The sequence below is a fragment of the Gluconacetobacter liquefaciens genome, from assembly GCF_003350405.1.
Classification (GTDB): domain Bacteria; phylum Pseudomonadota; class Alphaproteobacteria; order Acetobacterales; family Acetobacteraceae; genus Gluconacetobacter; species Gluconacetobacter liquefaciens.
The window spans coordinates 23,362-36,145 of sequence record NZ_QQAW01000011.1 but is presented as its reverse complement, the minus strand read 5'-3'; the positions used below and the strand labels follow the sequence as shown (position 1 = coordinate 36,145).

Genomic DNA, 12,784 nt, shown 5'->3' with positions numbered 1-12,784 from the left:
CACACCCTATGGACCTCATTATCCGGAACGTCCGCCTCGCCTCCCGCCCGGCACTGCTCGATATCGGCGTCTCCGCCGGGCGGATCGCCGCGCTTCACCCTCACATCCCATCCACCGCCCCCGTCGAATTCGACGGAGGCGGCAGCCTGGCGTTCCCCGGTTTCGTGGAAAGCCACATCCATCTCGACAAGGCCGCCACCCTGCATCGCTGCGGCACCGACGGCGCCACGCTCGCCACCGCCATCCGCAAAATCACCGAGCTCAAGGCCGCTTTCACGGTGCAGGACGTGCATGACCGCGCCGCCCTCGTCCTGCGCGACGCCGTCACCCACGGCACCACGGTCATGCAGAGCTTCGTCGAGGTCGATCACGCCGCCGGCCTGCGCAGCCTGGAAGCCCTGCTGGCCCTGGCGGCGGAAGCCCGCCACGCCATCGACCTGCGCCTGTGCGCCTTCGCGCAGGACGGGCTGACCCAGCATCCGGGCGGCGAGACCCTGCTGGACGAAGCCCTGCACCTCGGCGCCAACAGCGTCGGCGGCTGCCCCTACACCGACCCGGACCCGGAAGAACAGATCCGCCGCATCCTCGCCCTCGCGGCAAGGCACGACTGCAACGCCGATTTCCACATCGATTTCGACCTCGACCCCACAGCCAGCGCCCTGCCCTTCCTCATCCGCCACGTCATCGAGACCGGCTATCAGGGCCGGGTGGCCATCGGCCACGCCACCAAACTCTCCGTCCTGCCCGAAGACGAGCAGACGGCGATCCTGGAAGGATTGCTGGCCGCCGACATCGTGCTGACGGCCCTGCCGGCCACCGACCTGTTCCTCATGCGCGGCAGCATGGCCCCGCTGATGCGCTACGCCCGCATGGGCGGCCGCTGCGCGCTGGCCACCAACAACATCGTCAACCCCTTCACCCCCTTCGGCGACGCCAACCTCCTGCGCATGGGCAATCTCTTCGCCAACATCACCGGCGCGTCGTCCGATACCGATCTGTCCCTGATCTGGGACATGCTCACCACCTCCCCCGCATCCTCGCTGGGCGTGCCGGCCACGATCGCCGAGGGCGCCCCCGCCGACATCGTGCTGATCGACGCCCCCGACACGGCCACGGCGGTACGCGAACTGCGCCCCGTCCTCGGCGGCTGGAAGGCCGGGGTCTGGACCTTCGTCCGTCATCGTCCTGAAATGAAGGCTCCGTTCTGAAACAGGAATCCATCATGGACGACGCCCGAGACCTCGACCCCCAGCAGCTCCGCTCCTTCCTGGCGGTGGCGGAGACCCTGCATTTCACCTCCGCCGCCCGCCGTCTCGGCATCGTCCAGTCCACCGTCAGCCAGCATGTCAGCCGCCTGGAACAGGCCATCAACCGCACGCTCCTGGTCCGCAGCACCAAGCAGGTCACGCTGACGCAGGACGGCCATATGATGATCGCCCTCGCGCGCGACATCCTCTCGGCGCAGGACCGCGCGCTCACCTGGTTCGACCGCTCGGTGATCCGCGGCTATATCCGCCTCGGCATCTCCGAAGACCTGACGATGACCCGCCTGCCGGAAATCCTGGGCATCTTCCGCGAGAAATACCCCAAGGTCGACGTCCATCTCCGCGTCGGCCTCAGCGGCTCGCTCCAGAACGATCTCGACACCGGCTCGGTCGACCTGCTCTGCACCAAGCGCCGCATCGGCGACGCACGCGGCACGACCATCTGGCGCGAGCCCCTCACCTGGTTCGGCAACTGGGAGCCCGGCACCCCGCTGCCGCTGGTCGTCTTCCCCGAGCCCGCCATCACCCGCCTGATCGCGCTCGAATGCCTCAACGCGGCGGAAATCCCCTGGTACGTCGCCTTCACGTCCGAAAACCTCACCGCCCTGCTCGCCGCCGTCCGCGCCGGCTACGGCGTCACCGCGCAATCTTCCTTCCTCAGCCAGTACGACCGCTCGCTCCCCGTGGCCGAGGGGCTGCCCGAAACGCCCGAGGTCGATTTCATCGTCATCGGCAAGACCGAAACGCTCGAAGGCCCCGTCAAGGCCCTCGCCGACACCATCGCCGCCCATTCCCGGCAGATCACCCCCCGCATCCCCCGACGCAGGGCCTAGCGCCCCGGCGCCGGGCCAAAACCGGAAAGACCCCATGCTGGACACCACCCAGACCGTCCGAGACCCCCTGCTGTGGAATCCCGACATCGCGCCCCTGCCCCCGCAGAAACGCGACTGGACCTGGGTCACCCTCGCCGCGGTCTGGATGGGCATGGTCCATAACGTGGTGGCCTACGAGGCCGCCGCCGGGCTGATGGCCGTCGGCTTCTCCGCCCTCCAGTGCCTGCTGATCGTCTGGACGGCCTATTGCTCGCTGTTCGCCGCCATGTGGTTCAATGCCCGTGCCGGCACCGAATGGGGCATCCCCTTCTGTGTCCTGATCCGCAGCGCCTTCGGCCCGCGCGGGGCCGTCATCCCCGTCGCCATCCGCGCCGTGGTCGCCATCTTCTGGTTCGCCGTCCAGTCCTACGCGGCGTCCGAGGCGCTCGACGCCATCCTCGCCAGCCTCTGGCCGGCATGGGACAGCCTGCACCTTCCCGGCAGCGGCACATCGCTCGGCCTGTGGCTATCCATGGCGCTGGTCTGGGGCCTGCACGCCCTCGTCGCCGCCCACGGCATGCACCGCATCCGCAATTTCGAACTGGTCGCCGGTCCGCTGGTCCTCGTCGTCGCCGGCGCCGCTTCCCTCTGGGCCATCAGGATCTGCCACGGCACCGGCCCGCTCTTCGCCATTCCGTCCACGCTTCACGGGTCGGCGCTGTTCCTCAAGGGCGGGGCGGCCGTCACCAGCATCATCGGCATCTGGGCCTCGTTCGCGGTCAATATCCCCGACCTCAGCCGCTTCGTCCGCTCACAGCGCGACCAGGCCATCGGCCAGCTCATCGGCCTGCCCGTCACGGCCGTCATCTTCACGCCGATGAGCATCCTCATCACCTCGGCCACCATCGTCACCTTCGGAAAGCCGATGTGGAATCCGGTCGAAATCCTAACGCAGATCCACAGCACGCCCCTCACGCTCATCGGCGGCACCACGATCATCGTCGCCGCCCTGTCGGTCAACGTCGCCGGCAACATCGTGCCCGCCGCCTACGACCTGCTCAGCCTGTTCCCCCGCCGCCTCGATTTCGACCGCGCGGGCATCGCGGTCATCCTGCTCGGCCTGCTCGCCGCCCCCTGGATGTGGTTCGACCACCCGCAGGCCGTCTTCGCCCTGCTCGGCATCCTGTCCGCGATCCTGGCCCCCATTACCGGCATCATGCTGGCCGACTACTACCTCGTCCGCCGCCAGACGCTGGACCTCCCGCAACTCTACAGCTTCACCGGCCTCTATGCGGGCCGGCATGGCTGGCGCCCCTCCGCCCTGGCTGCCACCGCCCTGACCCTGCTGCTCATCCTGCCCCCGACCCTCTTCCCGGCGGGCACCTTCCCCGGCCAGGACGCCATCAACGCCGTCTCCTGGTTCCTCGGCATCCTCGCCGGCGGCGGCCTCTACCGCGCCTTCAACCGCACCACCCCGTCCCGCTGACGCAGCAAGACCATCCGGCCTCACAGCCATGCCCGATTGACAGCACAAACGCCCGATCCGCATCCTGTCCCCTACAGGGCGCGGGGACGGACGACATGCACAACTGGCACCTCCACTGGCTGCGCGCCACCGGCAACCTCGACGCGCAACAGGCCGGCATCCAGGCCGCCATCGCACGGGCCCACACCCTGCTCTCGGTGCAACACCCACTGCCGCCGCTCGATATCCTGATCCAGGCCGCCCGCCCTGGCACCATCCCCGAAATCGGCATCGGCGGCCGCGCCTGGCACGCCCGGCTGGTATCGCTCACGATCAACCCCGCCAACCCCAACACGGCGGCCACCATCGCCAACGGCACCCTGACGCGCGAAATGCTGCACGAGGCCCACCACACCCTGCGCATGGCCGGCCCCGGCTACGGCCGCACCTTCGGCGAGGCCCTGGTCAGCGAGGGCCTCGCCTGCCACTTCGCCCACACTCTCAGCCAGATGCCACCCGCCCCCCTGGGAGGGCGCCATCGACCGCCCCGCGATCCTGCAACAGCACGACCGCCTGCCGCCCATGGCCACCACCGGCTACGATCACGCACGCTGGTTCTTCGGCGCCGCCGACATCCCCCGCTGGTTCGGCTACACGCTGGGCTGCGCGATGGTGCAGACATGGCGCGACACCGCCGGCCCCCTGTCCGCCGAACGCTGGATCACCGTCCCGGCCACGGAAATCATCGCCACCGCCCGCGCCACCGGCCTGCTGCCGCCCGACGGGGCCGACATCGCGCCGGCATAGGCCATCCCCCCGACATCACCGGTGGCAAAGGTGGGAAAGGCGGGCTCCTCCCCCGCCGGTCTTCCCGGATTGCCAAAGCCAGTTTCCCTGCCTCAAGGACCCCGACCTCACCATTCCCCCCTCTCCCACCACCTCCGGCGAGAGAATGTCCATTACGAAGACTGGTCATTTTCTGCTGTTTTTCGGCATAAGGCCGCATATAATCAACGATATAGGAAATATTCCCAATGTAATGGATCATGAAGGAGGCAAGAATTTTTTGCTTGCTTCCAGAATTTATTCATGTGTAGATGGCAACGGTGGATGCTTTTATGAGGATCTCTGGCGCGCGTTGCGTCGGGTCTGTCCCGTGACAAGTTACGATTGCGTACACGTTTTGTATGTACCACCGCACTACAGTAAAGGAGCCTCGTTATGACAACAGGCACCGTAAAATGGTTCAACGGCACCAAGGGCTACGGCTTCATCCAGCCGGAAGACGGCACTGCCGACGTGTTCGTGCACATCACCGCTCTTGAGCGCGCTGGCATGGCCACCCTCAACGAAGGCCAGAAGATTTCGTATGAAATCGAGGCCGGCCGTAATGGCAAGAAGTCCGCGGTCAATCTCAAGGCTGCGTGAAGGTTCCGCCAGCGGCACCCTCGGAAAACCGCCCTTCGGGGCGGTTTTTTTATGCGCGGAACACTCCCCGGCACAAGCCGGCCCCAGCACCGCAGCACCAGGGCCGGCCCTGTCTCAGCGCAGACCGCCGGACGCGATCAGCGTTTCCCCGGTCACCCAGCCGGCATCGTCCGAAGCCAGGAAGACCGCGATCGACCCGATATCGCCCACCCGGCCTACGCGGCCCAGCGGCGTCTGGGCAATGATCGCCTGCTCCATTTCCGACCCCACGACATTGGCACTCCGCGTCCCCTCGGTCTCGACCAGACCCGGATTGATGGCATTGACGCGGATCTGCCTCGGCCCGAGTTCCCGCGCGAGCGTCCCGGTCACGGCATCGACCGCCCCCTTCGTCCCGTTATAGACGACCGAATTGGGCGGCGTGATCCGCGAGACGACCGAGCCGATATTGATGATGCTGCCCCCCGCGCCGATATGGCCGACCGCGGCCTGCGTCACCAGCAAGGTGCCCAGCACGTTGACGTTGAACTGCCGGTGGAAATGCTCCTCGGTCACCTCCTCGATCGGCGCGAATTCATAAACGCCCGAATTGTTGACCAGGATATCCAGCCGCCCGAACGCGCTCACCGCCGCATCGACCAGCCCCCGCGCCTCGTCGCCGCGCGAGACATCGCCCCGCACCGCAACCGCGTTGCCCCCCGCCCCGACGATCGCCGAGACCACAGCATCCGCCCCCGCCTGGCTGGAGGCATAATTGACGACGACGGCCGCACCCTCGGCGGCCAGCGCCCTGGCGATCCCGGCGCCGATCCCCTTGGAGGCGCCGGTCACGATCGCGACTTTTCCCGAAAGCTTGCTCATTGGTGTCATGCCTCTTCTGGGCCGGGAGGCGCCTCACCCCCTCATGCCCGGTTTGCGAAAATCACGCGTTAAAATGTGGAGCGACCGCTCCAACATGAGGCATATTGAGAGACGCATCCCCGCGTTCAAGGATTTATGGAGCGATGACACCAAAAATAATCGCCACCAGCGGAACGACGCCCCCACGGCGCGGCCGGGGCCGCCCGCAGGCTTTCGACCGCGCACAGGCCCTGTGCGCGGCCATGCGCCTGTTCTGGGATCGCGGCTATGACGGCACCAGCTTCGACGACCTGATCGCCGCCATGGGCATCAGCGCATCGAGCTTCTACAACGCATTCGGCAGCAAGGAGGCCCTGTATCACGAGGCGATCGACGCCTACCTCCAACTCGCCGGCGCCTGGTTCTTCGCCATCCTGAACGACGAGACCGATACCCGCACCGCCTTCCAGCACCTGCTGACGACGGCCGCGTCCCAGTTCACCCGCGACGACCAGCCGGCCGGCTGCATGATCGCCGCCGCCGCCACCCAGTGCGCCCCGACCCAGGCCCGCCTGCGCGATCTCCTGGCCACCCAGCGCACCCAGGCCGAAGCCGCCCTGGCCACCCGACTGCGCGCCGGCATCGCGTCAGGCGACCTCCCGGCCGAAACGGATATCGAAGCCATGGCCGCCTTCTACAGCGCGCTCCTGCGCGGCATGGCCCTGCTGGCGCGCGACGGCGCGCCGAGGGAAAGGCTGCTCGAAATCGCCGGCATCGGCATGCACGCCTGGCCCGCGCCCCCACAGTCCGGAAGCCTCTCTTAAAAGGCCGTTCGGGCCTGCCCCTGCCGCCTCTTCAGCGCCCGGCAGGCCGAAGTCAGCCTCACTCCTCGCCGGCCTTCAGCACGCAGCACTGTGCCCGCAACGGCGGCGCGATGCCGAGAAATTTGAACGGCGTCGCCTGCCTGAACTGCCCGTTCGCCACGCCGGAATAGATATGGGTCTGGTTCGGCCCAAGCTCCAGCTTCATCACCTTTCCGGTCTTCTCCGAAAGATCGAGCGTTTTCAGATCTACCCAGAAGATATTCGGCGTCAGGACCGATTCGAAGAAATACAGCCTGCGCTTCTGGTCGGCGACCGTCCGCCACCGCGTCGAGGAAATATTGGGCTGGTCCGGCGTCGTAATCCCGAAAGGCACCGACACGTTGCGGATCACGCTGAACACGCTGGCAATCGCCTCGTCCGGGCTCTCGCTTTTCGGAATCGCGTTGACATAGAAGGCGGCACGCGCAAACCGGTCGGCGGCGCGGTTGGTGCCGGGCAGCATCACCGTGCCGCCGATATCCTTCCAGTATTCGTTCAGGGCAAGCTGCTTTTCGAAACTCGGCGAATTGGTCATCACCTGATAGTCGCGGCTATGGTGAATGACCTGCTTCCCGTCGATATATTCGATGATCGCACTGTCGCCCGAAGCATCGGAGAGCGACAGATGCAACGTGGCCAGCCGCGTCTCGCCGGGCACGTTCGCCGTGACGATCGTAAAGGGCTCCTTCGCCAGCGTCTCCACCGCTTCCTGCACGGTGGCGAAATTGTCCAGCACATACTGCGCCCACGCCGCGATCGACAGTCCCTTTTTCCTGCCGTCATATTTCGGATATTCGGACTCGACCAGCCAGAGCACGTTGGCGACCAGCCCGGCCTCGTTCATGCCATCCGTGGTGGCGATATCGTAGCCGGAGGCAATGACGCTGCCATATTTCGATGTCCAGACCAGCGATTGCGCCCCGGCTTCCCCCGAGCGCCGCATCCCGCGCGGAAAGGCCCAGAGATTGGTGGCGACATCGGTCTTCCAGTCCATCGACCGGGCCGTGATCACCTCATTATCCGCGCCATGATAAACAAAGCGCGTGCAGGCTTCGACCATCGGCGCGGCCAGCAGACCGGCCGAGAGAACGGCGGCAGCACAGCTTGCCGCAAACAGGCGCATTCTGGACATTTCAGTATCTGTTCCGCTCGTTTCTATCGTTCAGGCAAAGGGATATCATCGGCCCCTCCTTGTCAAAGGAAACAGGCCGCCCGTCGCGCCGCCCCCCGCGCGGGTTTCCAGGCCGGCCCTCACCCCAGCGATCCCGTGCTGAAGCCCAGGCCCGCCGCGGCGATCAACGCGGCGTAATAGGCATCCGAACGGCTGATATCGGCATCCAGCAGCCCGTTCCGTGCCAGTTCCGCCTGCGTGACCGACCCGGTGCCATTGCGATAGGCCGCAAAGGACGCATCGAAACTGGTCTGCGACGCCACCCGCAGCTTCGATGCCGCGTCATAGGCGCTCAGGCTGGTATGCAGGGCATTCTCGGCCGCCACGATCTGCTGGACCGAATCATTGACCGTCTGCCGCAGCGTCGCCTCCGCGCTGTCTTCCTGGTCCTGCGCACGCTTCACCATGGCGGCCCGCAACCCGCCATCGAAGATCGGCACACTGATCCCGCCCAGAATGAGGGTGCTGAAGCGATTGCCCGACAGGTTCAGCGTCGGCGCGGAATCCGCCCCGGCACCGGGGATGGAGGTCAGGTTCGTGCGCCCGGTCGCGTACGCCACATTGCCCGTCATGAAAATGCTGGGCAGAAACGCCGCCCGCGCCGCCGTCACCCGATGATGCGCCGATCGCGCCGCCGCATAGGCCGCCAGCACGTCCGGCCGGCGCGCCACCGCGCGCCGGACCATCTCGCCGCTCAGGCGCGCATCCTCCATCGTCAGGGCACGCCCCGATACGTCCTCCAGCCCCACGCGGGCATCGGCCGAAACCCCCGCCGCCGTCAGTAGGGTCAGGTACGTGTTCTCGTCCTCGCCCTGGGCCTGCACCAGGCGCAGCGTCACCTGCGCCGTCGCCTGCCGCGCCTGGGTCACGTCCACGATGGTCCCCTGCCCCTGCCTCAGCCGCATCTCCGCCGCCGCCTGCACGCGCTGCGCATTGTCCAGCGCGCCACGCAGCAGCCGTGCGCGGGTGGCGGCCGCCGCATGGGCGTAAAAGGCCGTCGTCACGCTGTAGATCACCTTCTGGTGCGCCGCCGTGAACAGCACGTTGGTCGCAAGCTGCGCCTCGCGCGCCGTCCGCACCAGCGCCTCCCGCCGCCCGAAATCGAACAGCAGCCAGCGCAGGCCGATGGTCTGGACTTCGGCCGAGCCGTCATTATGGCGCTGCGGCGTGCCGTCGATGTCCAGCGCCCCATAGCTGCCGGCATCGAGCGACGCATTGGTGGTCCGGCTCTGGCTGTGCGACCAGCCACCGACCACCGTCGCCGTCAGGTACGGCAGATAGGTGCTCTTGACGATGCCGACAGCCAGCGCCGCATCGCGCGCCGTATTCCACGCCCGCCGCGTCTGCGGGTTCGCCGACTGCGCCACGTCGATCAGTTCGGCCAGCGTATAGACCTGCCCCGGATGCGCTTCCAGCGTGCGCGAAGTGCCATGCGTCACCACCGACGGGTCGGATGGCAGCGTATAGCCAGGGGGCAACGACAGGCCCGGCCGCCTGCCGGGCCGCCCCGGCAGCAGCGCGCCGCCGGCCGACACATTGGGTTGCCAGGGCTGCCCAGGGCTGGCCGGCGCGGTCGCCAGTTCCGCCGTCGCACAGCCCGCCAGCATCAGGACCGCCCCGGTCAGAACCGCCGCGATCAGAACAGGCACGGTCAGAACAGGCACGGCCAGAACAGGCAGAAAACGCGGCAAACGCGGCAATGTCATGATATCAGCCCCTCCAGGGCCGCAATGCGCCGGGCAGGGTCCACCACCTCGCCGTCGATCATCCCGATGCCCAGCCGCGCCGCCTCGGCCAACGCCTCCTGCAAGGCCCCCAGATGCGCCATCTCCCGGCGCATGTGCGGCGGCTCCGCCAGCGCGTATTCCACCTGCCGCTCCCCGTCCGAAACGGCCGATTGCAGGGCCGCCATGCCGTCCGCCCGCGCCTGCGGGGTGGCGGCCCCGCCCAGTTGCCGCAACCGCGCGATCACCCGGTCCAGGCACCCGCCGATGCCCGCATAGGCGCTCGACGGCCAGAAGCTGGTAAACATCGCATAGGTGATGAAATTGCCGATCAGCACACCGACGACGCGATCGCGGGCCGTCTCCATGTCCGTCGTCGGGCCGAAACTGCTCAGGTCGCTCAGATAGAACGCCAGACCGATCTGAAACCCGGCATAGGCAATCCGCTCGTCACCGATCCTGATCCACGCCGCCAGCAGAGAGACGACGAAGATCAGCACGAGAAAACCCGTGATCCCCTGAAGATGCGGCATCATGAAGACGATCGACAGAATGCCGATCGCCCCGCCCACCGACGCCCCGATAATCCGCAGGGTCAGTTTCGAGATCATTTCCCCCATCGTCGGCAGCGCGACGATAAAGCAGGTGATGATGCAGGTATGGATGCCCGGCCAGTCGAGCGAGCGGAACAGCACATAACTGCACATGACGCCCGCCGTCCCCTTGACGGCAAACCGTACATGGTCCGGATTGGTAAAGGCATCGGCCAGGAAAAATCCCCCGCCCTTCTTCTTCTCCTCCCGGCGCGCCCCCGCCGCCTCCGGCGTCGTAAACACCGGCATCAACCCCGCGATCGCCTGCAAGGCAGGCCGACCGGACGGAACGGCCGGCACCCCGATCCCGACCGGATACGCCCCGGCCGCGAAAACATCCGCCATCCGCTCCAGCAGCGCGATCAGTTCCTCCGGCGCCTCCCCGCCATCCGCACCACCACCACCACCGGCATCCGCCTCGGCCAGCGCCAGCACCGCCACCGCGCAACTGGCCGCCTGCCCCAGGCACGCCAGGTCCTCCGGCCGCCACAGGCGCTCCAGCCCCGCCATCCGCAGCGCCTTGCTCATGCCGGCCGCGCCCTCGCGCAACAGCCCGACGGCATGCGCCTGCTCCCGCGCGCCTGCCCCACGCAGCAGCCCGGCACTCACCCGCAGCCGCGCCGCGATCCCGTCGGTCAGCACACGGCGGGGCGAAGGACAGATCAGCAGGCCCAGCACCACCATCACCGTGCCGGGCACCAGCGTGAACAGGTCGGTATAGAGCAGGGCGCGGGTCACAAGCTCCCCGATCGGCACCTCCTCCAGCGCCACCAACCCGTACACCACGATCAGCCCGAGCATATAGGCCACCGGCTTCAGCTTGCTGGCCGATCCCAGAAAGAAGAAACAGAACGACAGGACCGCGATCGACAGGACGAAGGCCAGCGGCCGGTCGAGCGTGAAACGCACCAGCCCGTAGATCACGGCCAGCAGGACGACGACCAGCAGATTGACCGCGACGCCGGCGATCACGTTGGTCACACGGTCCTTCTGCCACAACGCCATGGTAACCAGTGCCGGCACCCCCAGATCCGGCACCTGCCAGATCTCCCCGACAAGAACCGTCACCGTGCAGGCCCCGGCCATGCGCAGCGCCTGCCCCAGCCGCCCCGGTGCCGGATCGCGGACCAGCGCCCAGATGCGCCCGGCGCTCAAAGGCGCGCTCAGGGGCGCACCCATGGGCAAGGTCGGGGCCGCGCTCGGGGACGAGGCCGGGGACGAGCCCGGACTATCAGCGACAGGCCGCGCCATGCCGGATCTCGACCGTCGCCGTCGCGCCCATGCGCATCAGCAGGGGGGCGGGAGACGCGATATGGACGCGCACGGGAAAGCGCTGCGCGACATGCACCCAGTCCATCTGGCGCGGCACGAACGGCAGCCCACGCCCGATCCCGGCCGAATCCCCCGACAGCACGCCCCACCCGATACTGCTGACCTTCCCTTCCAGCGGCACCGAGCGGTCGATCATGGAATACACCGTCGCACAATCGCCCGGCCGCACGGCCCCGAGGTTGATCTCCCGCAGGTTGGCGATGGCATACCAGGCATCATCGACGATCAGCGTAAACAGCACCTGCGACGGTGCCAGCACTTCGCCGGAGCGCACGCGCAGGCTGGTCACATATCCATCCGCCGGCGCCGTGACGGTCGTCTGGCGCGCCTCGTAGCGCGCCCGCGCCAGCGCGGCCTGGCTGGCGGCCAGGGTGGCCTCCGCGCTGGCCAGGTCGCCCACGGCCACGTCGGCCGCCTCCGCCTGCTGCCGCGCCTGCGCGACCGAGACGGTGGCATCGCTCTGCGCCACGCGCGCCTGGTCATATTGCTGCCAGGGGATGTAGGCACGCCCCGCCAGCGGGGCCAGCCGCGCCGCCGTGCGGTCGGCCAGGTCGCGGTTCGTGGTCGCCCTGGTCAACTGGTCGCGCGCCGTGGCGGCCTGCGCGACGCGCACGGCCAGCAGCCGCTTCTGGTTGGCCAGTTCGGCGGTCGTCAGCGCCACGTTCGCCTCGGCCTGCCTCACCGTCAGGTCATAGGGCTCGGGGTCGATCCTGTATAACACTTCCCCCTTGCGGACATGCTGGTTCTCGCGCACGCGCAGATCGACCAGCCGCCCGCCGACCACGGCCGCGACATGCACCATTTCGGCATCGAGCGACGCACTGTCGCTGGTCGGATAGGCATCGTCGCGATGCGCGACGAAAACGCCCGCCACGGTCGCCGCTCCCACGCACACCAGCGCAATCACGATACCGACCCGCCTGCTGCCCCCCATCTTCACCCGTTCCATGCTCATGGGCCGAAGACCGCAAGCCAGACCGCCAGCGCCGCCAGCACGCCCAGCGACACATAGGTAAACAGGCGAAAACTCAGAAAATCGTCGATCCCCACGGCAAGGCACAGCACGCGCGCCCCGATCGCCACCGCAATCCCGACCAGCGCACAGAACATCCAGGCCGGAAAATACGCACCCACGACCGGAAAGGACGGCGCCACGTCAAGCGAACATCCATCCAGCAGCCCCAAAGCGGGCACCAGGCAAGCGGGCATCAGGCGAACAGAGCGACACCCCGCGAGAGACACCGCCCGCCGGGCCGTCCATCTCCACGCAGGCAAGGGAATGAGCACCAGA

12 protein-coding genes and 1 pseudogene are annotated in these 12,784 nt (G+C 67.5%); 7 read left to right on the top strand and 6 right to left on the bottom strand.

What is annotated here, in order from left to right; translation table 11 throughout:
- Positions 1–8 precede the first annotated feature (8 nt).
- From C7453_RS15680 to C7453_RS15655, 6 genes and pseudogenes are all read left to right on the top strand, one after another.
- Positions 9–1,208: an amidohydrolase family protein gene (locus C7453_RS15680; RefSeq protein WP_114728717.1), complete on the top strand. Its 1,200-nt coding sequence runs from the start codon at positions 9–11 to the stop codon at positions 1,206–1,208.
- Between the two features lie 14 nt (positions 1,209–1,222).
- Positions 1,223–2,098: a LysR family transcriptional regulator gene (locus tag C7453_RS15675; protein WP_114728716.1), complete on the top strand. Its 876-nt coding sequence runs from the start codon at positions 1,223–1,225 to the stop codon at positions 2,096–2,098.
- Between the two features lie 34 nt (positions 2,099–2,132).
- Positions 2,133–3,563, top strand: a complete 1,431-nt coding sequence (locus C7453_RS15670; protein WP_114728714.1) for an NCS1 family nucleobase:cation symporter-1 — start codon at positions 2,133–2,135, stop codon at positions 3,561–3,563.
- Positions 3,564–3,658: 95 nt separating this feature from the next.
- A pseudogene (locus C7453_RS19830) lies at positions 3,659–3,982 on the top strand (hypothetical protein); the annotation flags it as partial.
- A 142-nt stretch (positions 3,983–4,124) separates the two neighbouring features.
- A complete protein-coding gene (locus tag C7453_RS19700) occupies positions 4,125–4,349 on the top strand; it encodes a DUF2268 domain-containing putative Zn-dependent protease (RefSeq protein WP_114728712.1) in 225 nt (74 codons plus the stop codon).
- 414 nt (positions 4,350–4,763) lie between these two features.
- Complete coding sequence (locus tag C7453_RS15655; RefSeq protein ID WP_114728710.1) at positions 4,764–4,970, top strand: cold-shock protein; 207 nt, start codon at positions 4,764–4,766, stop codon at positions 4,968–4,970.
- Between the two features lie 114 nt (positions 4,971–5,084).
- Here the strand turns inward: C7453_RS15655 and C7453_RS15650 are convergent, their stop codons facing one another.
- Positions 5,085–5,831 carry a glucose 1-dehydrogenase gene (locus C7453_RS15650; RefSeq protein ID WP_114728708.1) on the bottom strand — a complete coding sequence of 249 codons (747 nt, stop codon included), beginning with the start codon at positions 5,829–5,831 and terminating at the stop codon, positions 5,085–5,087.
- Positions 5,832–5,974: 143 nt separating this feature from the next.
- Between C7453_RS15650 and C7453_RS15645 the strand changes: the two genes are divergently transcribed.
- Positions 5,975–6,634 (top strand): TetR/AcrR family transcriptional regulator, encoded by a 660-nt coding sequence (locus tag C7453_RS15645; RefSeq protein ID WP_245949087.1) that lies wholly within the window; start codon positions 5,975–5,977, stop codon positions 6,632–6,634.
- 58 nt (positions 6,635–6,692) lie between these two features.
- Here the strand turns inward: C7453_RS15645 and C7453_RS15640 are convergent, their stop codons facing one another.
- The 5 genes from C7453_RS15640 to C7453_RS15620 form a co-directional block, all read right to left on the bottom strand.
- Positions 6,693–7,805, bottom strand: coding sequence for a linear amide C-N hydrolase (locus C7453_RS15640; protein WP_114728706.1), 1,113 nt, complete (start codon positions 7,803–7,805; stop codon positions 6,693–6,695).
- A gap of 119 nt (positions 7,806–7,924) precedes the next feature.
- On the bottom strand, positions 7,925–9,451 hold the full coding sequence (locus tag C7453_RS15635; RefSeq protein WP_245949097.1) for a TolC family protein: 1,527 nt from the start codon (positions 9,449–9,451) through the stop codon (positions 7,925–7,927).
- Between the two features lie 95 nt (positions 9,452–9,546).
- Positions 9,547–11,340 (bottom strand): FUSC family protein, encoded by a 1,794-nt coding sequence (locus C7453_RS15630; protein WP_245949086.1) that lies wholly within the window; start codon positions 11,338–11,340, stop codon positions 9,547–9,549.
- 52 nt (positions 11,341–11,392) lie between these two features.
- Positions 11,393–12,442, bottom strand: a complete 1,050-nt coding sequence (gene mdtN / locus C7453_RS15625; protein WP_114728700.1) for a multidrug transporter subunit MdtN — start codon at positions 12,440–12,442, stop codon at positions 11,393–11,395.
- A 2-nt stretch (positions 12,443–12,444) separates the two neighbouring features.
- A complete protein-coding gene (locus C7453_RS15620) occupies positions 12,445–12,702 on the bottom strand; it encodes a YtcA family lipoprotein (protein WP_174788002.1) in 258 nt (85 codons plus the stop codon).
- Positions 12,703–12,784 lie beyond the last annotated feature (82 nt).

Bases quoted from the DNA above. Each gene is read 5' to 3' on its own strand.
- C7453_RS15635 (WP_245949097.1), bottom strand. From the start codon at position 9,451: ATGCTGGCGGGCTGTGCGACGGCGGAACTGGCGACCGCGCCGGCCAGC.
- C7453_RS15640 (WP_114728706.1), bottom strand. From the start codon at position 7,805: ATGTCCAGAATGCGCCTGTTTGCGGCAAGCTGTGCTGCCGCCGTTCTC.
- C7453_RS15620 (WP_174788002.1), bottom strand. From the start codon at position 12,702: ATGCCCGCTTGCCTGGTGCCCGCTTTGGGGCTGCTGGATGGATGTTCG.
- C7453_RS15655 (WP_114728710.1), top strand. From the start codon at position 4,764: ATGACAACAGGCACCGTAAAATGGTTCAACGGCACCAAGGGCTACGGC.
- C7453_RS15680 (WP_114728717.1), top strand. From the start codon at position 9: ATGGACCTCATTATCCGGAACGTCCGCCTCGCCTCCCGCCCGGCACTG.
- C7453_RS15650 (WP_114728708.1), bottom strand. From the start codon at position 5,831: ATGAGCAAGCTTTCGGGAAAAGTCGCGATCGTGACCGGCGCCTCCAAG.
- C7453_RS15675 (WP_114728716.1), top strand. From the start codon at position 1,223: ATGGACGACGCCCGAGACCTCGACCCCCAGCAGCTCCGCTCCTTCCTG.
- C7453_RS15630 (WP_245949086.1), bottom strand. From the start codon at position 11,340: ATGGGTGCGCCCCTGAGCGCGCCTTTGAGCGCCGGGCGCATCTGGGCG.
- C7453_RS15645 (WP_245949087.1), top strand. From the start codon at position 5,975: ATGACACCAAAAATAATCGCCACCAGCGGAACGACGCCCCCACGGCGC.
- C7453_RS15670 (WP_114728714.1), top strand. From the start codon at position 2,133: ATGCTGGACACCACCCAGACCGTCCGAGACCCCCTGCTGTGGAATCCC.
- mdtN (WP_114728700.1), bottom strand. From the start codon at position 12,442: ATGGAACGGGTGAAGATGGGGGGCAGCAGGCGGGTCGGTATCGTGATT.
- C7453_RS19700 (WP_114728712.1), top strand. From the start codon at position 4,125: ATGGCCACCACCGGCTACGATCACGCACGCTGGTTCTTCGGCGCCGCC.